Source organism: Streptomyces sp. NPDC048415 (assembly GCF_040651675.1).
Lineage (GTDB): Bacteria > Actinomycetota > Actinomycetes > Streptomycetales > Streptomycetaceae > Streptomyces.
Window position 1 is genome coordinate 1 of record NZ_JBEZKJ010000136.1, and the last position, 18,092, is coordinate 18,092.

The following is an 18,092-nucleotide window of genomic DNA, read 5'->3' on the forward strand; positions in this document are numbered from 1 at the left end:
GGCCGGTCGCGGCCTGAACCGGCACCGTAAGCGTCAGCTCGACCTGCGCAAGAAATTGCAGGCCAAAGGCACCGAATCCGCCCGGCGTCGGCTCAGGCACCGGCGCCGCAAGGAAGCGCGGCACGCCACCAACGTCAACCACATCATCGCGAAACAGATCGTGACCGAGGCTGAACGCACCTCGTCCGGCATCGCCCTGGAAGACCTGGGCGGCATCCGGCAGAGGGTACGGCTCCGCAAGCCCCAACGGGTCACGCTCCACAACTGGGCCTTTCACCAGCTCGGGCAGTTCGTTGAGTACAAGGCACGCCGGGCAGGCGTCCCGCTGGTGTACGTCGATCCGGCGTACACCAGCCAGGAATGCGCCCAGTGCCATCACATCGACAAGAAGAACCGGGTCGGCCAGGCCCTCTTCATCTGCCGGAAGTGCGGGGTCGTTGCCCACGCCGACCGGAATGCTTCCCACAACATCGCCGCTCGCGGTGAGGCTGTGTGGATTGCGGGACGTGAGTCACGCGCCCCAGCACCTTCCTAGGTGTCCGGACGGAGGAGGCCACACCACAGCCAGTGGTGCCCTACCTCCAAGCCCGGTCGTTTACGGCCGGGTCAAGTTGACAGCGTCGCAGCAGGCTCCGCGCGGCCGGGGGCGCCGGTCAGTGCGTGTGCGACGGTCAAACGGCGGCGCCAGCTCAACCACTGCCTCCAGCACCGCAAGCTGTTCGACGAACACACCCCGTTCGCCGCCGAGCTGGCCGCCGCGGCTTGATGGCATAGCAACATGAGGTGTCTGGCCCCAGGTGGAAGCCTCGCGGCGGCGCTTAAGGCCTGGCTCTGCTTCGAAGATGAGGCCGGATTCTCGATGACGCCGCCCACCACCCGCGTCTGGGCCTGGCGCGGGCACACACCAGTCATCCGAGTCCGGGGACGTTCCCAGCGCCGCGGTCGGCACCGGCACACTCAAGTGCCAGCGGATGATCTGGCGTGGGATGAGCGAACGCCGGCACGAGCGCGCAGTCAGGCGGCCGGCGTAGGTGCGGGCCCGGTGTCCAGGAACTCGCGGATCGCGAAGGCGACCAGCACGATCACCACCGTCCACACCACGACTGCCGTGGTCGGGTAGCTCCAGGTGAACAGGACGATCGCGGCGACCGCCAGGATCACTCCGCCGATCCACCGCTTGTAGCGGTGCACGAACCGGCCGACCGCCCCCAGCGGGAGCCCCGCCGACAGGGCGACATCGCGCAGGGCGCCGATGGACCTGCGGCAGCCCGTCCGGATGAGGACGGCGGCCCGGGACGGGCCGGTGAGGTAGGCGCCGAGGGCCGTCACGAGAGCGAGCGCGCCGACCGCCCGCACGCCGGCGCGCAGGAACCTGACCAGGGCGTCAAACACCGCGCCGGCGGCGGCTTCGGACGCCCCGACGGGCAGATGGTCGAGATAGACCGACCGCGCGACGGCGAGGGCGATACCGAGGAGCAGCATGGCGGCGAACACCCCCAGCGCGGCGGCGACCAGGGCCCGGCGACGGTTGACGGCCAGGTACACGCCCGCCGCGGCCACCAGAACGGCGATGACGGGGAGCCAGTTGCCGATGATCTCCAAGACTCTCAGATACCACTTGATCTTGCCGATGTCCTTCGACTCGAATACCACGAACTGCGTGTGGACGGCCGGGATCCGGGCAGCCGGCTTCAAGCCGGCACTGACCAGTTTGTCCTTGACCTTGGCCACGATCGGCCCCACGTCAATGGCGACCTGACCGTTCTTGGCGGACACCGCACCGCCGGCGTCGCCCGTGAGGGCCTTGTCGACGGCGGTATGGGCCGCGCGGTTCGCGTTCACCCAGACGGTGTCGAAGGCACTGCTGGAGACGACCCGCTGGACGGTGCCGCTGACCAGGCTCTTCAGCCCGCTTGTGATCGGGCCGTCCAGGTCGCCGAGCAGTTGGGCCGCCTTCGGCGGGGCACCCTTCTGCGACGCCGCCAGCTCCAGCTGCTTGACCAGCCCCTCCACGTCGATCTGTGCCAGGACCGCGGTGGTGACCCGATTGGTGACCGCTTTCTGCACGTCCGGATTGCTCGCCAGCGGCCCCACCGTGGCGACGTAGCGGTCCGTGTCCCGCACGATGCTGTTCGCCCAGACCGCGACGACGGCCAGCAGCGCCAGCAGCGAGGCGAAAAGAATCAGCAGGACCGAACCCGTCGACCGGAGCCAGTGGTGCCGCGCGGCCTCGGACGGCCCGGCGGTCTCCAAGGCGCTCACCCGGTGCCGCAGCTCGTCCAGCTCACTGCGTTCGCGCGCCGAGATCTGCTGGTCGCCGAACGGGGCTGCGGGATGCTTGTCCGGGTCCGGTGGGGGCGCGCTGCTGGTCATGGTTTACAGGAGATCCGTACGGATCTGATCCCGCGACCCGGACGGGCCCGGAGGGTGAACATGGCCCACCGAGGTGCGGCGGCTTCCGTCTGGTGATCCAACGGCGCTCGGGACAAGGGGGTTGGGGAGTTCCGTGGCCATCCGAGGGTGACGCCGTAAGCGATGAGTGTCCGTCCCGACCGTCGTCGGCCCGCTGCACCGCCTATCTCTCCGACACCGCAGCCCCCATGCTCCCCGCGCGTTTCCCCAGCGGCGCCTTACGCCGAGCCGCCTTCGGCGCCGTTGCCGGACTCGCCTACCTCGCCGGCTGGAAACACCACGACCTCGGCCAGGGAGGTGCCGCCCAGCGCTACTACCAGGTCGGTTACCAACTCGCCTGCGAAGCCGACTCACACGGCCACGCCGCCTGGATGATGCGTGCTCTGGCCCATCGGGCCCTCAGTCTCAAGCAACCCCGCCACTGCTCGCGTCTCGCGACCCTGCGCCGTGTGTCCTGGAAACCGGCGTTGACCTCGCAGAGGCTGCCCTTGCCGGCGAGTTCGGCCACATTGACGGCCAGACCGAGGCCCTCCTCCACAGCACCCACGCCCGTGCCTATGCCACCACCGGTGAGAAGCCCGCAGCCGCCCGTGCGCTGCTCGCCGCCGAAGACGCCCTCCTGCGCGAAGACGCCCTCCTGCGCGAGGACGGCCCTCAGCCCAGCTACTCCCGCGTAAGCGGCCCCGCGGCAGGCACCGTCGCCAGCCATACCGCCCGCACTCTGACCGATCTCGCCGACCACATCGGCACCGAAGAACAGCACCGCGACGCCCTCGCCCGTTGGGACCCCGACAAGTACAGGCGCGTCCACGCCCTCACGTACGCCGACCTCGGTGACAGCCTGGCCGCCCAGGCCCGCGCCGACGAAGGCGTCGCCGCCTGGAACGAGGCCCTGGCCCCGATGGAGGGCATGGGCTCCGACCGCACCCGGAAAGCGATCATCTCGCTGCGCTCCCCCTCACGATCGACCAGCGACGCAACGAACCGGGTGCCGCCGAACTCGCCCGCCGCGCACTCGAAGCACTCGCCTAACATGTCCAACAACTGGCCGACGAAGGGACCACCGTGGCTCAGCCGACCACCGACACCAGCCCAAAACCCTCAATCCCGCACTCGAATCCATGACGCTGCTGGTCGCCGCCGTCATCGTCCACGACAAGGCCATCGACGCCGACGGCATCCCCGAGGAGTTCGTGGACACCACCGCCAACGCACTTCACCGCTACCTCGACGGTGGCCCGAAAGTCTCACTGGACGGCTGGCGCCGGTGACCGCTGGCTTCATCATCCCGGTTCCGGCGTGACCACATTCAGCATCGGTCAGGCGGCGGAGGTGCTCGGCGTTAGTTCGGAAACCGTCCGACGCTGGGCCGATGCCGGACAGCTCCGGATGGAGCGGGAAGGTTCCGGGAACCGGCTGATCGACGGGGTGAGCCTGGCCGGGTTCGCGAAGGAGCGGGCGCAGGGGATGCATCCGGTGTCCGGCGAGGTGCTGACCTCCGTACGGAACTCCTTCGCGGGGATCGTCACTTCGGTGCGGTGCGATGACGTGGTGGCTCAGGTGGAGATCCAGTCGGGTCCGCATCGGGTGGTGTCGGTCGTCAGCCGTGAGGCCGTCGAGGAACTGGGCATCGAGGTCGGTACCACGGTCACGGCGCGGGTGAAGTCGACCAACGTGCACATCGATCGGCCGCACCACAGGAGTTAGCGGATCCGGTGCGGGCCGGTGACGTCAACGGCAGCGCAGGGCCGCGTACAGGTCGAGCTTGTGGTCGAGGCGGGACAGGTCGCGGCCGGTGAGCGCCTCCATGCGCTGGATGCGGTAGTGGACGGTGTTCACGTGCAGGTGCAGGGCCTCGGCGGTGCGGGCCCAGGAGCCGTTGTGCGCGAGGTAGGTCTCCAGTGTCTGCAGGAGTGTGCGCCGGGAGGCGTCGCTCTCGTCGGACAGGGGGCCCAGAGTGCGCGCGGTGAACGCGGTGCGTACGGCACCGGGGATGCCGGCGAGCAGGGTGGTGAGCGTGGTCATGTCGTGGATCCGGGTCAGGTGGCTGCCCTGGGGCGCTGTGGTGCGGGCGGCGCTGAGGGCGTAGCGGGCCTGGGTCAGGCTGTCCGGGAGTGTCTGTGCTGTCTCCACCGGCGCGCCGAGGCCGCCGTGCAGGGGGATGCGGCGGGCGCGGGCCGTCAACAGGGGCCAGATGGCGTCGAGTTCGGCTCCGTAGGGATCGGCTGCGTGGTCCTTGAGGTGGAGCACGGCTGCGGCTGTGCCGTCCGGGAGGGCTCCGGCGACGAAGAGCGGCAGGCCGGGTAGGTGCCGGAGCGCTTCGGTCAGTGCGCCGAGAGCCTGTGTCGGAGCCGTCTGTGTGCCCGTTGCGGCAGTGATCACCTGGTACGCCTCATCCTCGGGCAGCCCGCAAGCGCGAAGTGCCGCGCACAGTGCGGAAGCGTTTGGGGCGGTGCCGGGCCCGTCGAGGAGTGCCAGCAGATCGGCCGCGCGGTGCCGGGCCTCGGCTTCCCTCCCCAGACACCGCTCCTGGTGCTGAGCGAGGACATCGGCTATCTCGTGCAGTAGGCGCGGCGGGGTCTCGTCGTGGTGGTGCAGATACAGGTGCCAACTCTCGTACACGGTCGCGTCCGCTTCGATCCGGAGGCTGATCCCGGAGGGTCGCGTCAACTGCCGGATGGCCTGTGCCGGAGAGAGCTCGGGGGCGGACGGGGTGCGGGCCACGGTGCGGCCGGTCGCGGTCAGCAAGTGACAGGCGGGGGCGCCGAGATGGGCGAGGGCCCGGTCGAGGAGCGTACTGGCGTCGGCTCCGGCTTCGAGGAGTCGGCTCAGTTCGATGCGTACGTTCTCGGGGAGTGCGTGGTGGTCGGAGGGGCGGCGGCTGAGATCGCCCCACTGACGGAGGTAGACCGCGTCGATGATGGCGCGGAAATTGGTGTGCGGGGGCACCGCGACCAGCACGATCCCATGCGTGCGACACGCGTCCACGAGGGCTTCGGGGACGGCGCCGTGGGTCTCCTCGCCGGCGAGGAGGGCCGCAACCCGTGCGCTCGCGAGGGCTTCGACGAACCGGTCGACCTTCGACTGACCGTCCTCGGGGCTCCACCAGACGAGACCGCTGAGCACGATCTCGCCGGCCTGCAGGAAACGCGTCGGGTCCTCCAGGTCGGTGGCGGTGACTCCACTGATCTCCCGGGTCAGCAGCGGGCCGTCGCCCCACAGCAGGTTCAGGTCGAGGGAGGTGCGCTGGAGGAGGTCGTCGACGTGCATGGATCGTGGCTCCTTGGTGCGGGTGCCGGGCAGGTGACACCGCGGCTCACATTCACCAGGCGAATGCGGGCCTGTGCATCGTAGGTGCCAGATGATGTGGCCGATACACCTCTTGGTTGATCCTCCAGCGCGTGACCGTTCCGGCAGGGATTTTCCGTGGTGGACACCAGTCGTGGACTGCCGGGTCGCGTTGCTTCACTCACACCAACGATGGCCGGATCCGACGGCCGAAGGCGGTGGAGCAGCATGGATCTCAACACGGTTCTCGAAATGCACGACGCACGTGAACGCGCCCCCTGGCGGCGGGGGGACGCCTGGCTCGGCGGCGGCACGTACCTCTTCTCCGAGCCGCAGCCGCACCTGCGGCGCCTCATCGATCTGAGCCGCATGGGCTGGGCGCCGGTAGGCCACCTCCCGGACGCGCCGGACCATCCGGGCGGCGGCCTGGAGATCGCGGCCACGTGCACCATCGCGCAACTGTCCCGGTTCGCGAGGACCTTCGAGGTCCCGGCCACGCCGCTGTTCGAGCAGTGCTGCCGCGCTTTCCTCGCCTCGTTCAAGATCTGGAACATGGCGACCGTCGGCGGGAACCTGTGCAACGGGCTGCCCGCAGGCCCGATGATCTCGCTGACCGCCGCGCTCGACGGGCGCTGTCTCCTGCTGGGACAGGACGGCTCGACCCGCCGCGTGCCGGTCGCCGACTTCATCACCGGGGCGGGACAGAAGGATCTACGGGAAGGCGAGTTGCTGCGGTCCGTCACGCTGCCTGCCCGCGCCCTCGCCTGCCGTACGGCGTTTCGTCAGGTGTCCCTGTACGGACTCGGTCGCTCGGGGGCGCTGCTCGTCGGCGCGCTCGACCCCGTTGACGGATCACTCGCGATCACCGTCACTGCAGCCACCGTCCGGCCCTTCCGACTCTGGTTCCCACTGCCGCCGACCTCCGCCGAGCTGCGCCGGGCCATCGACCGGACCATCACGGAAGCCGACTGGTTCGACGACATCCACGGACTGCCCGTCTGGCGGCGGCACATGGCCTATCGCCTTGCCGAGGAGATCCGCCGCGAACTCGAGGACCGCGCGCTCACGGAAGGAGACATGTGATGACGTACGAGATCGAGGTCAACCAGCAGCGGTACGACACCGAGCCCCGCGCCGGACAGTGCCTGCGCACCTATCTGCGCGAACGCGGCTGGTTCGGGGTGAAGAAGGGCTGCGACGCCGGGGACTGCGGGGCCTGCACCGTCCATGTCGACGGCGAGCCGGTGCACAGCTGCCTGTATCCGGCAGTACGCGCCGATGGCCGCAGTGTCACCACGGTCGAAGGACTGGCCTCGCGGGACGGTGAACTCCACCCGGTTCAGCGAAAATTCCTCGAAGCGCAAGGGTTCCAGTGCGGTTTCTGCACCTCCGGGTTCCTGATGACCACAGCTGCCCTGGAGGCCGAGCAAGGCACCGAACGCGACGACGGAAAGCTCGACGATCTCCCGCGCGCCTTCAAGGGCAACCTGTGCCGCTGCACGGGTTACCGCGCCATCGAGGACGCCGTGCGCGGAGTGCGGCACACCGAACTGCCCTGCGCGGGCAAGGCTGTGGGGTCGAGTCTCGGCGCCCCGGCCGGGCCGCAGGTGGTGACGGGCACCGCCCGCTACACCTTCGACATCGACGTCCCGGGGCTGTTGCACATGAAGCTGCTGCGCTCCCCGCACCCCCATGCCCGGATCATCGCCATCGACGCGGATCAAGCCCTTCAAGTGCCAGGCGTCCAGGGCGTATTCACGCATGAGGACGCGCCCGACGTCCTGTATTCGTCGGCCCGGCATGAGCATCCGACGGAGGACCCCGACGACACCCGGGTTCTCGACAGCGTGGTGCGGTACGTGGGCCAGCGCGTCGCCGCCGTGGTGGCCGACAGCGAACAGGCGGCTGAGGAAGGGTGCCGCCGGATCGTTGTGACGTACGAGCTGCTTTCCCATGTCACCGATCCGGAGGCGGCCATGGCGCCGGGTGCTCCGGCCCTGCACGGCGACAAGGGGCCCCAGGCGCGGATCATACGGGCCGAGAACAACGTCGCCGGTGAGGTGCACGGCGAGATCGGTGACGTAGAGGCCGGGTTCGCCGAGGCCGACATCGTGTACGAGGAGACCTTCCGCACCCAGCGCGTCCAGCACGCGAGTCTCGAAACGCACGGCTGTGTCGCGTACTTCGAGGAGAAGGAGGACGGAAACGGCGAACGCCTGACCATTCGCTCCTCCACACAGACGCCGTTTTTGACCCGGCGCGCACTGTGTGCCCTGTACCGCCTGCCCGAGGACGAGGTCCGGGTCGTCGCGGGCCGGGTGGGCGGCGGTTTCGGCGGCAAGCAGGAGATGCTGACCGAGGACATCGTGACGCTGGCCGCGCTGAAGCTGCGACGCCCGGTGAAGCTGGAGTACACGCGAGCAGAACAGTTCTACGGGGCAACCACCCGCCACCCCTTCACGATCACCATCAAGCTCGGCGCCCACGCCGACGGCACGCTGACCGCCGTGCAGATGCGGGTGATCGCCAACACGGGCGCGTACGGCAATCACGGCCCGGCGGTGATGTTCCACAGCGTCGGGGAATCGTTCGCCGTCTACCGCGCCCCACACAAGAAGGTCGACGCGTACTCCGTCTACACCAACTGCGTTCCGGCGGGCGCCTTTCGCGGCTACGGCCTGGGCCAGGTCACCTTCGCCGTCGAGTCCGCGATGGACGAGGTGGCCCGGCGCCTGGGGATGGACCCGCTGGTCTTCCGGGAACGCAACATCATCGGCCCGGGCGAGGCAATGCACAGCCCGATCGGCGAGGAGGAGGACCTGCACATCGCCTCATACGGCCTCGACCAGTGCCTGTCCGTCGTCCGCACGGCCATCGCGCAGGATACGGCGCAGGATACGAACGACAAGCAGGTGCCGGACGGATGGCTGGTCGGGCAGGGCACGGCCCTTGCGATGATCGCGACGGGACCGCCCGGCGGGCACTACGCCGACGCGACCGTCAGCCTGCTCGCCGACGGCACCTACGACATCGCGGTGGGCACCGCCGAGTTCGGCAACGGCACGACGACCGTGCACAAACAGATCACCGCGGGCGCGCTCAACACCACGCCGGATCGGCTCGCCCTCCGCCAGTCGGACACCGACGTCGTACGCCATGACACCGGCGCCTTCGGAAGTGCCGGTACCGTCGTCGCCGGCAAGGCGGTGCTGCTCGCCGCGACCTCGCTGGCCGAACGCCTGACGACGTTCGCCGCCCGGTACGCGGGTGTGCCGAGGCATCAATGCGTGCTCGGCGCCGAGGAGTTCACCTGCGCGGGCCGCGTGGTGACGCTGAAGGAACTGTACGAAGCCGCGTCCATGCAAGGCGCCGAGGCCGAGCTGACCGCAGACGGGCACTGGGGCGGCAGCCCGCGCTCGGTGGCCTTCAACGCCCAGTGGTTCAAGGTCGCCGTCGATCCCGGCACCGGCGAGATCCGCGTCCTGCGCAGCGTCCACGCGGCCGACGCGGGGAAGGTCATGAACCCCATGCAGTGCCGTGGCCAGGTCGAGGGCGGTGTCGCCCAGGCGCTCGGCGCGACGCTCTTCGAGAACGTACGTATCGACGAGCGCGGCGAGGTCACCACCGCCGCCTTCCGCCGCTACCGGCTGCCGCAGTACGCCGATGTGCCGCGCACCGAGGTGCACTTCATGGAGACGCGGGACGCGATTGGGCCGCTCGGCGCCAAGTCGATGAGCGAAAGCCCCTTCAACCCGGTGGCTCCGGCCTTCGCCAATGCGCTGCGGGACGCGACGGGGGTGCGCTTCACCGACCTGCCGCTGACGCGGGATCGAGTATGGGTCGCCCTGAGCAAGGCCGCATCTGCGACGCCTGATCCCATATCAAGCTCATAATTACCATGTTCTAGGGCTGTTTCAGCGGGCATCCTCGAGGGAGCCGCGCCGGCACCGGGACCGGGTGTATGCGGCCGGGAGCCGAAGGGGATGGGATGAGCCGACTCGTGGTGGTGGGCGCGGTCGACCGGCCGGCCAGGTTCAGCGTCGCCGACCTGCGCCAGCGCTGGCCGATACAAAAGGCCGAGGTGACCTTCAACTGCGCGACCAGCGGGCCCCAGCACCACATCTTCCGAGGTCCGCTGCTGCGTGAGGTGATCGAGGCGACCGGGCCGGGCTTCGACCCTGCCCGGCGCAAGGACCGCTCACGCTTCCTCCTGGAGGTCACGGGCGGGGACGGGCACGCCACCGTACTGTCCTGGGCGGAGATCGACGAGGACTTCGGGAACGCACCCGTACTGCTGGCCACCGAACTCGACGGGCAGGAACTCGACCAGTTGGGCAGCCAGTTGGTGGTGCCGACCGATTACTGCGGCGCCCGCTACATCAGTGGCATCACACAGATCAGGGTCGGCGCCGGGCTCGGCTGAGCGAGGCTCGGGCGGTGGCGAGGGGGAGGGCAGGTCAAAGACGTCCCGGGGAGGACAGTTGCTGCGTCGGCTGGCGGCTGGAGTATCTGGTCGCACTGGCCCGGGAGCGGCACTTCCCTTTGCGTACGCGGCCCAGCTCCAGGGCGTACCCGCAACCTGCCGACGGCCCGCCCCTGCTGGACGCTGGGGCGTCACGGCGGCTCTGGTTCCCGCCACCCCGCTGCCCTGGACTCCCCACCACGGCACCCAGTGCTGACCAGTACCGTTCACGGGTGCCGACCGCTCGGGACGGGGAGGACCGCCGAGATGCGAGAGCTGGCTGACACCGCACTGCAGGGGGGTTGCCGAAGGCCGGCCGGCCGAACTGGCCTGGTCGATCACTGAGCGGGGCTTCGGCCCCAGCCACCCGGCGGATGCTGTCCTCATCGATGGCGACGGCACGTGCGCGGGCACGTGCGTGGGCACCCCATTGATCACTCCGGCATCCTCGAGCGCCTGACGGAAAACCCGCCGAACGTTGGTCGCGTCGAGCAGCTTGCCCACGGCTGAGAGATGAGCCCGTGCTCCTCCCAGCTGTCGCCAGCGGCGGGCCGACCCCATCCCTGGTCTTCGCATTGCTGCCAGAGGACCTGGATGCAACGCGCCGGCAGTGCCCACGTCCGCCGGGACGGCTGACGTGGAAATCGGCATCCACGCCATCCATTGGGGAGAGGCCCACCTCGAACCCGACCGCACCTGCACGTGGCCTGCACGGAAGTCGGGAGTGCTGAGCTGTCGCCAGGTTTCCTTCCGGTTTTGTGGTGTGTGGGGGTTCGGTCCGGTGTGTGGGGCGGTCCGGTGGTTTCCGGGTGGGTTGCGGTGTGGTGGGGGCGCTTGTCATGTCGGAGTGGTTTGGGGTTGCTGTGGGTTTTGGGGTGGCTTGTAGCGTGTGTGTCGGTGTGGGTCAAGTCACGACTTGTAGTCGCGTGACGGGGTGGGGTGGGGCGGGCCTAATGGAGGTATCGGTTCATCCGCCGCAGTGATTCGGTTCGCTCGGTGGGCCGGGTTTCCGGTCTTCGGGCTGGTGGACCGTCCGGGAGAGGCCTTTCCGGTATCCCGGTATCCCGGTATCCCGTTCCCTTCCCTTCCCTTCCCTTCCTTTTCTTCTTTTCGGAGGATTCTCATGGCTCGCTCTTCCCGTACGCGTCGTCTGGTGATGTTCGGTGCTTCGTCCGCGCTGGCGGCTGGGGGCGCGTTGATTCCCACGGGTGCGTTCGCGGCGCCGCAGCATGCCGGCTCGGTGGTGTCGATGGCGTCGGAGCAGGGTTCGCACCATGGGGACTGGAAGCACCAGGGTGGAGGGCGTGGTGGTTCCGGACATGGTGGTTCGGGTCATGGTGGTTCCGGGCATGGTGGTTCGGGGCGTGGCGGCGGGGTCGTTGTGGTCATCAACAACACGAACACGAATACCAATACGAATACGAGCGGCAACAACAGTGGTAACGGAAGCGGGAACGGTAATGGCAGCGGTGCCGGCAGCGGGAACGGTAACGGCAGTGGTGGTGGCAGTGGGACCGGCAACGGGAACACTGGTGTCGCGGGTCCGGGTGCGGGGGGCTGACCCGGACCCCTGCGCGGGGTGAGCGGTAAGGCAGCAAAGTAGTTCTCATCTGGCTGGATGGCGTGGTCCACAGGACCTGGCTGTCCGGCCAGATTGCGTGTGCCCGCGGAGAGGTTAAAAGGGGCGGGGTGCGCGAGCGTGTCCGGCGCCTGTCCGTGCCGGTCTGCCGTCCTTTGGTGAGGACGGTCTTCTTTTTTGGCCGCTGTCGGCCGGGGCGGAAGAACTCTCGCTCGTGTCCGGGGGGTGGGGGAGGGGCCGGGGGCCGGGGCCGGGACTGTCTTCTTTGGGGGAGTGAGTGAAGGATCCGGTGGCGGTCGTGAGTGCGCGGGGATCGGGACGGTGCGCGGCACGCGCTGCGGACCCGGCATGTTTTTTTTGCTGCGCATGCCGGCTGGTTTTATGCCGCGAAAATGCCGGTGGCGGGGTGTGGCGAGTCGTGGTCATGAGCGTTCACCGTCCCTCTTCGTTGCCGCCGTGCCGGCCTCCGTCCGGTCGTGGCGGAGCGGTGGGGCCGTGCCCGGGGTGAGATTCTTTCGGTAAACCGGTCCGTGTCTCGCGGGGGACGCTGTCACGTTTGTCAAGTCCCGATCTTTCGGTTACGAGATTCCGTCACGTGACCCCGTCCGGGATATCGGTGCTTAATGGAGATACGGGTTCACAGACGCACCGCGTGAATCCCGCATCGCCTGGAAAGATCCGGCGATGCCCTGTGCGGAATAGGTATCTTCCGCACCGAGGCCTCCGTATGGCGGGGTCTTACGATTTCACATCTCTCACCGGAAGGTATTTCTCATGAATCTCACCTCAAGGACCCGACGTCTGCTCATGCTCGCCGCTGGCACCGCGCTGGCCGCCGGAGGCGTTTCCCTCTCCTCCACCGCCATGGCCGCGCCGATGACCTCGCCCACGCTGGTCGCCGCCCACGCCCACGGCCATGCTCATGCGCACGGCAACGGCAACGGCAATGGCAACGGCAACGGCAATGGGAACGGCAATGGGAACGGGAACGGCAACGGCAACGGCAATGGGAACGGCAATGGCAACGGCAACGGGAACGGAAACGGCAACGGCAACGGGAACGGCAATGGCAACGGAAACGGCAATGGGAACGGCAACGGGAACGGCAACGGCAACGGCAACGGCAATGGAAACGGCAATGGAAACGGCAACGGGAACGGGAACGGCAACGGCAACGGAAACGGCAACGGCAACGGAAACGGGAACGGCAACGGGAACGGCAATGGGAACGGGAACGGCAACGGAAACGGCAACGGGAACGGAAACGGAAACGGGAACGGGAACGGCAACGGGAACGGCAACGGGAACGGGAACGGCAACGGGAACGGCAACGGCAACGGCAACGGCAATGGCAACTGACGTGTGATCGTCGCGGATAGCGGCGCGTCGGATCGGGGCCGGCCGGGCCTGGTGTCGAGGGACACCGGGCCCGGCCGGCCGGCGTGCTTGGCGTGGCCGGCGCTCACATCCCGGCCGAGCTCGCCGAACTTTTTCGGCGTCTGCCGCACCCGCATCTACCGTGAGGTGCAGCGACAGGCCAACTCCGTCGCCGGCTGACAGTGCGAGAGCCGTAGACGCGCCCGCAGCTGGTGCGGTGAACGGTTGCGAACGCCAACCGATCGCGCGATAGCGGCCACTGACCCGTACTCCCCGGTCAGGGATTGACGAAAAGCCGCCGTACACGCGGCCACACATCCACTCGGCAGCAAGCCGCTGACTTGCATCAAATTTCGACTCGCCTTGTCATGCGGCCTCAGACGCAACCTCTGACGCACGCACAGGCAGTTACTGACGGCCGGGCCCCGTTGGCCTGCACCGTGCAGTAGGCCGGACGAGCCGCGCGGTCGCATCGCTCCCGGCTGCGCAGCCCCCTCATCTTCAGGATCCGCACGGGGCGGCCGGGCTCGCGGCGCTGGCGCTTGGACCTTCGAAGCTGTGGCTGAGCTACGCATGACAAATTGAGTGGCGCTTCGGCGCACCTCATGGGGGACGGGTGACTGGCTGGGTCAGCGGTCGCGCGTGCGAACGTGCAGGTGACCGGCAAGGGGATATGCGGGCGGTGCCGCGGGCAGGAGTCTGGTCAGTTCGTACCGGCTCTTCTGCGCGACTCGGCATGAGGCTGTGTTGTCCACTTGGTGCAGCAGCTCAAGGCGCATAAGTCCCTCACTGGCGAAGGAGGTGAAGGCCCACTCCGTCAACGCCTGCAGTGCTCGGGGCGCTACTCCCCGACCGCGCGCGTGCGCCGCAGTCCAATAGCCGACTTCGGCTGATGAAGCGCCCGGGGTGACGTTGTTGAGGACCACGTGGCCCATCAACTTCGTTCCAGGACCCGGGGCTTGGGTTTCCACGATGGCGAATCCGAAGCGGTTGCCCTCCTCCCATCCCCGTTCTTGCTCCTGCACCCACCGTGCCGCGCTCGCCTCGTCATCCACGAGTGAACGTGTCCAGCGGCGCAGGGCGCCATCCCGGTACACCTCGACCAGGTCGTCAGCGTCCGCCGGGCTCCAGGGACGTAGGAGGAGAGCGGGCGCCGACTGTGTGGCGTCTGTCTTCAGTCGTGCAGCGATCTTGTCCATCGGTTGAGGGTATGCGGCTGCAGCGGTCTTCGATGCCGCGTCTGGCCATACCGCGGGACGGGGAAGCTGTTGTGTCATCGAGCCGCCCGCCCGCATGCGCAGGGCTGTGACGGACCAGTCGATCACCGGCGCCAGGCGCTCTGGGGCTGACCAGCCGTTGATCAGCGCGAGCAGCTGGAAGCACCGGTCTGTGCTGGGATCGTTCGCCGCTCCCAGACGGTGCAGCAACCACTGGTGCAGTTCGGCGTCGTCGAGGCGGGGCGTAGACGACGGCACACCGTGCGGTGAGCGCCGCGACAGGGGGAGCGGCCTGCGGCGGATCCGGGCTGATGCCGGATGCCACGGCCGCTGCCACGAGATCGCGGACGACGGCGACCACCCGGCCGTGGGGGGATGCTGTTGGGCAGATCAGCCACGTGCTCTTCGCCCCTGGCGCCGCAAACAGGCGCGGAAGTCCGGGTCCAGGGATGGTTCAGCCAGCGGGTCCATGCCCTGACCTGCTCGTCCGCGGGGCTGTCGGGTAGCTCGGTGTCATGGAGCGCCGGACTGCAGCGGCGTCGCGGGTGAAGACCCGTTGGTGATGGCGACCGCGTGATCGGCTTTACGGGTCGGCCCGGCTGTCCCCCTTCACCGTGGACATCGCCGATGCCCCCGCCTTACCGCTGAGGTGCCACGCGGGCGCCGGGCCGCAGGGACGTACTACTTACTGATGGCGAATCGCATCAGGGCATGTTCGTCGCCTTGCTTGATCTTCCCTGTCGCGTTGATCACTTCGAGCTTCCAGGTGTCGCCGACACGCATGGCCTTGGCCACGGCGCAGCCGTTGTCCTGGATGAGGAGACTGGGCCAAATATCGGCGACCTGCTGTGAGCTTCCTCCGGTCGCGTCGTACACCTTGAAGCTGATGTTGCGCGCCTTCTGGAAGGAACTGCCCTTCTTGAAGGCCGCGGCGACGAACACGATCGACGTGATGTTCCGCGGTATCCGCGCGAACTCGACAGTCACCGTCTCGTCGTCGCCGTCCCCGCGTCCGGTCTGATTGTCGCCGCTGTGCACCAAAGAGCCGTTGCCCATGGGGTCCAGCGAGTCCAGGCCCGCCAGGCGCACCGGGTCCCCGCTCTGCATGGCGATGGCGATCAGGTCGAGGTCTGTGCCAGCTTTACGGCGGAGCAAGCCCATCACACCGCCGCTGGTACCGGCGGTGGGGTCCCACGACACTCCAATGGAAAGATGGGTCACTCCGTCCAGATCCGCCGGGCCGTCTTCCTTCGTGAGCGTAATCATGCGTCGATCTTCCTCTTGATAAAGGGGCTACAACACGCAGAGTGTGCCTGGTGCTTCGGTGGTTCCACGCGTTGGGTCCCGTGATCACGCATGCCCCGTCTCGGCCCGTCTCTCGCGGTCCCCTTCTTCCTGCACACGCGAGTCCCGAGCGCCGCGCGTATCGTCACGCCGTCGAGCTGGCGGCAGCACGCAGGACATAGGAAGCAGTAATGGAGGCGAAACTCCGGGGGACTGAATGGCTGCCGTTCGGAGGAGTAGAGCCCTTGCCAGCGCCCGGCGTGGGCATCGACAGGACGGATGGCGGGTGGGAATTGCTCGGAGTCCTCGAGTGGCTGGGCAGTTGTCTAGGCTTTGCGGGCGAGCAGTTGGATCTCCTGGAACTGCCGTCGGTCGGTGGGCTGAGGCTCACGAACCATCCGTGCTACTTCGGCCAACCCGGACTTGCGCAGCATCGCGGCGAGGTGAGCAGGCGACCACCGATAGGCCGGCGCGACTGTGTGATCGAAGACCTGCATCGGGTGAGACGGATCATCGCTTGCCGAAAAGCCGATCAGAAGGTGGCCGCCAGGTGCCAGCACGCGGTGGAACTCCGCCAAGATGACGGGGAGTTCTTGCGGCGGAGTGTGGATGATGGACCAACGTGAGAGTGCGCCGGCCAGCACGCCATCAGCTATGTTCAACGCGGTCATCGAGTCCACGTCGAACCGCAGACCCGGATAGGCCTGTCGAGCCAATTCGATCATCGCAGGAGAGGCATCGACGCCAAACGCCTCCAGCCCCAACTCGTCGAGATAAGCGGTGATATGGCCAGCTCCGCACCCTAGGTCCGCGACCTGACCGTCGATCCGGAAACTCGCCGATCACCTGTGGCGCAACCTCACCCGCCCGATACGGATGGCGCGCGAGGCCCTGTGCCTGCAGCTGGCCCGTCGCGGGGTGGACCTTCCAGCGCACCAAGACCCGGAAGGAGTCCACCGGCCCGGACTGCGACGCCAAACTTGACCGGATCGAGTACGCCCTGAACGAGCGGCCCGACCGCACTTTCCGCCTTTACGAGTTCGGGCCGCTTGGCATCCACCCGACCGGCGGCTCGTGCTGGGCAAAGCAGGGCAGGACCGACCGGCTGCCGGCCACCTTCCACCGCACCCACGGCACCCGCCACTTCCACGGTTGCTACTCGATCGGCGACGACACCCTGTGGGCGTCACGGGAGTTGCACCGCAATCTGCGCTGGCGCAACACCAAGGGCCGCCACCCCGACGTCCTGGCCGCCCAACGCCGTGAGCGCGGCCGCCTCCGCAGCGAGAAAGGCATCCGCTGGGGCGGCCGACCGCTCGCCACTGCGGCATGACCACCCAATCCGGTGATGGCTTCCGGTCACAGCGAAACCGGCACGGACGCCTACCGCCTCGCCCAGAGCAAAGTTCGCGCTGAGCAAGCCGCCACAGTCTGACAAGCCGTCTGTCGTGAGCGTTAAAGGTCAGCACGGAGGCTTTGACGTTGCATGGAGTACATCGACTGAGGAGCGTCCCACTCCGTGAAATTGTTGATCAGGCGCATGCCGATGGCTTCGAGAAGGAGGCGTGAGCGGCTGTTCGCCTCCTGGGTGACCGCGATGACGGAGGGGTCTTCCGAAGAGACGTGGTCGAAGGCCCAGCTGACTGCGGCCGTCACGGCCTCACGGGCGAATCCCCGTCCCCAGTGTTCCGGCAGAAAGGAGTAGGACACCTCCCGTCGGCCGTCGAACCGGGACTCTGAATCGATCGACACGGAGCCGAGCATGGTTGGCTCTTGCCGTGTGACCACGGTGAACAGATTGGGGCGGCCAACGAAATGCTGCTGATAGGTGGTGAGTTGGTGTTCGGCGACCGGGCCGCCGAGGAAACGTCGGACGTCGGCGTCGGTCCACAACCGGGTGTACTCGGATACGTCGGCGGGTTCGGCAGGACGCAGAATCAGCCTGGAAGTCCTGAGGACGCATGGCCAGGACTCCGTAGCGGGCAGTGAGGACATAAGGTGATCATCGCACCAGGTCGGCGGTCAGCGGCAAAGCCAACCAGAGGTCGGTCGCCCGCCCTTGACGACTGAACCACGTCAGGGACTGCGTTCAATACCCCTCACAACAGCGGCGACACATCACGCCCGTGGACGTGACCCCAGTGGGCCAGCCCTGACAGACCGGCCCACCCCGCGTGCTTCTCGCGGGGAATGCTCTTCAACGATCGCCCGACGCCCTTCTCGTATGCCCTGAGTGGCATCGAAACTCTCCGACTTTCAGAGACCCGCAGACCCTCGACTGACATCCGAGCTCATCGACACACGCCACTCAGTTGCCGCAGCTGTTGTTCACCTGTCGGGGAGGCGGCTGGTGCCGGACGCAGTCGACGTTCACGAGAAGCGGGAGGGCACCCATCCGGCCTGGACCACCGACTACGCGTCCGGCCAGGAGATCCACATCCCGCTGAAGAACATGGACGGGCGGTACGTCGCC

General features: G+C 67.8%; 11 protein-coding genes and 6 pseudogenes. 10 read left to right on the forward strand and 7 right to left on the reverse strand.

Going from position 1 to position 18,092, the window contains the following annotated elements; translation table 11 throughout:
- Positions 1 to 535, forward strand: a 535-nt coding sequence (locus AB0D27_RS41925) for a transposase (RefSeq protein ID WP_362519979.1), incomplete at its 5' end; no start/stop codon positions are given.
- Between the two features lie 479 nt (positions 536 to 1,014).
- On the opposite strand, the gene AB0D27_RS41930 is transcribed toward AB0D27_RS41925, so the two are convergent.
- Complete coding sequence (locus AB0D27_RS41930; protein ID WP_362519981.1) at positions 1,015 to 2,373, reverse strand: hypothetical protein; 1,359 nt, start codon at positions 2,371 to 2,373, stop codon at positions 1,015 to 1,017.
- A 197-nt stretch (positions 2,374 to 2,570) separates the two neighbouring features.
- On the opposite strand from AB0D27_RS41930, the pseudogene AB0D27_RS41935 reads away from it, so the two are divergent.
- The 3 genes and pseudogenes from AB0D27_RS41935 to AB0D27_RS41945 form a co-directional block, all read left to right on the forward strand.
- Positions 2,571 to 3,444 (forward strand): annotated as a pseudogene (locus AB0D27_RS41935) (tetratricopeptide repeat protein); the annotation flags it as partial.
- 33 nt (positions 3,445 to 3,477) lie between these two features.
- Positions 3,478 to 3,683 (forward strand): annotated as a pseudogene (locus tag AB0D27_RS41940) (hypothetical protein).
- Positions 3,684 to 3,711: 28 nt separating this feature from the next.
- Complete coding sequence (locus AB0D27_RS41945) at positions 3,712 to 4,119, forward strand: TOBE domain-containing protein (RefSeq protein ID WP_362519984.1); 408 nt, start codon at positions 3,712 to 3,714, stop codon at positions 4,117 to 4,119.
- Positions 4,120 to 4,143: 24 nt separating this feature from the next.
- On the opposite strand, the gene AB0D27_RS41950 is transcribed toward AB0D27_RS41945, so the two are convergent.
- On the reverse strand, positions 4,144 to 5,682 hold the full coding sequence (locus tag AB0D27_RS41950; protein WP_362519987.1) for a helix-turn-helix domain-containing protein: 1,539 nt from the start codon (positions 5,680 to 5,682) through the stop codon (positions 4,144 to 4,146).
- A gap of 246 nt (positions 5,683 to 5,928) precedes the next feature.
- On the opposite strand from AB0D27_RS41950, the gene AB0D27_RS41955 reads away from it, so the two are divergent.
- The 3 genes from AB0D27_RS41955 to AB0D27_RS41965 all read left to right on the forward strand — a co-directional run bounded on the left by AB0D27_RS41955 (position 5,929) and on the right by AB0D27_RS41965 (position 10,123).
- Positions 5,929 to 6,783: an FAD binding domain-containing protein gene (locus AB0D27_RS41955; RefSeq protein WP_362519990.1), complete on the forward strand. Its 855-nt coding sequence runs from the start codon at positions 5,929 to 5,931 to the stop codon at positions 6,781 to 6,783.
- Positions 6,783 to 9,593, forward strand: a complete 2,811-nt coding sequence (locus AB0D27_RS41960; protein WP_362519993.1) for a molybdopterin-dependent oxidoreductase — start codon at positions 6,783 to 6,785, stop codon at positions 9,591 to 9,593. The genes AB0D27_RS41955 and AB0D27_RS41960 overlap by 1 nt, the downstream gene beginning before the upstream one ends.
- Positions 9,594 to 9,688: 95 nt before the next feature.
- Positions 9,689 to 10,123 (forward strand): molybdopterin-dependent oxidoreductase, encoded by a 435-nt coding sequence (locus AB0D27_RS41965; RefSeq protein ID WP_362519996.1) that lies wholly within the window; start codon positions 9,689 to 9,691, stop codon positions 10,121 to 10,123.
- Between the two features lie 468 nt (positions 10,124 to 10,591).
- On the opposite strand, the pseudogene AB0D27_RS41970 reads toward AB0D27_RS41965, so the two are convergent.
- A pseudogene (locus AB0D27_RS41970) lies at positions 10,592 to 10,797 on the reverse strand (site-specific integrase); the annotation flags it as partial.
- Positions 10,798 to 12,515: 1,718 nt separating this feature from the next.
- Here AB0D27_RS41970 and AB0D27_RS41975 point away from each other — a divergent pair.
- The gene (locus AB0D27_RS41975; protein WP_362519998.1) at positions 12,516 to 13,100 is read left to right on the forward strand and encodes a hypothetical protein; all 585 of its coding nucleotides are present in this window, start codon (positions 12,516 to 12,518) and stop codon (positions 13,098 to 13,100) included.
- A gap of 647 nt (positions 13,101 to 13,747) precedes the next feature.
- Here AB0D27_RS41975 and AB0D27_RS41980 read toward each other — a convergent pair.
- The 3 genes and pseudogenes from AB0D27_RS41980 to AB0D27_RS41990 all read right to left on the reverse strand — a co-directional run.
- The gene (locus AB0D27_RS41980) at positions 13,748 to 14,317 is read right to left on the reverse strand and encodes a GNAT family N-acetyltransferase (protein WP_362520006.1); all 570 of its coding nucleotides are present in this window, start codon (positions 14,315 to 14,317) and stop codon (positions 13,748 to 13,750) included.
- Between the two features lie 699 nt (positions 14,318 to 15,016).
- Entirely contained in the window at positions 15,017 to 15,601 is a 585-nt protein-coding gene (locus tag AB0D27_RS41985; protein ID WP_362520001.1) for a TerD family protein, read from the reverse strand.
- A 344-nt stretch (positions 15,602 to 15,945) separates the two neighbouring features.
- Positions 15,946 to 16,440: pseudogene (locus AB0D27_RS41990) on the reverse strand (methyltransferase domain-containing protein); the annotation flags it as partial.
- A gap of 1 nt (position 16,441) precedes the next feature.
- Here AB0D27_RS41990 and AB0D27_RS41995 point away from each other — a divergent pair.
- Positions 16,442 to 16,952, forward strand: a pseudogene (locus AB0D27_RS41995) (hypothetical protein); the annotation flags it as partial.
- 122 nt (positions 16,953 to 17,074) lie between these two features.
- Here the strand turns inward: AB0D27_RS41995 and AB0D27_RS42000 are convergent.
- Positions 17,075 to 17,614, reverse strand: a complete 540-nt coding sequence (locus AB0D27_RS42000) for a GNAT family N-acetyltransferase (protein WP_362520003.1) — start codon at positions 17,612 to 17,614, stop codon at positions 17,075 to 17,077.
- A 403-nt stretch (positions 17,615 to 18,017) separates the two neighbouring features.
- Between AB0D27_RS42000 and AB0D27_RS42005 the strand changes: the two are divergent.
- Positions 18,018 to 18,092, forward strand: a pseudogene (locus tag AB0D27_RS42005) (phosphoribosylformylglycinamidine synthase subunit PurQ); the annotation flags it as partial.

Bases quoted from the DNA above. Each gene is read 5' to 3' on its own strand.
- AB0D27_RS41930 (WP_362519981.1), bottom strand. From the start codon at position 2,373: ATGACCAGCAGCGCGCCCCCACCGGACCCGGACAAGCATCCCGCAGCC.
- AB0D27_RS41960 (WP_362519993.1), top strand. From the start codon at position 6,783: ATGACGTACGAGATCGAGGTCAACCAGCAGCGGTACGACACCGAGCCC.
- AB0D27_RS41955 (WP_362519990.1), top strand. From the start codon at position 5,929: ATGGATCTCAACACGGTTCTCGAAATGCACGACGCACGTGAACGCGCC.
- AB0D27_RS41965 (WP_362519996.1), top strand. From the start codon at position 9,689: ATGAGCCGACTCGTGGTGGTGGGCGCGGTCGACCGGCCGGCCAGGTTC.
- AB0D27_RS41980 (WP_362520006.1), bottom strand. From the start codon at position 14,317: ATGGACAAGATCGCTGCACGACTGAAGACAGACGCCACACAGTCGGCG.
- AB0D27_RS41975 (WP_362519998.1), top strand. From the start codon at position 12,516: ATGAATCTCACCTCAAGGACCCGACGTCTGCTCATGCTCGCCGCTGGC.
- AB0D27_RS41985 (WP_362520001.1), bottom strand. From the start codon at position 15,601: ATGATTACGCTCACGAAGGAAGACGGCCCGGCGGATCTGGACGGAGTG.
- AB0D27_RS41950 (WP_362519987.1), bottom strand. From the start codon at position 5,682: ATGCACGTCGACGACCTCCTCCAGCGCACCTCCCTCGACCTGAACCTG.
- AB0D27_RS42000 (WP_362520003.1), bottom strand. From the start codon at position 17,614: ATGTCCTCACTGCCCGCTACGGAGTCCTGGCCATGCGTCCTCAGGACT.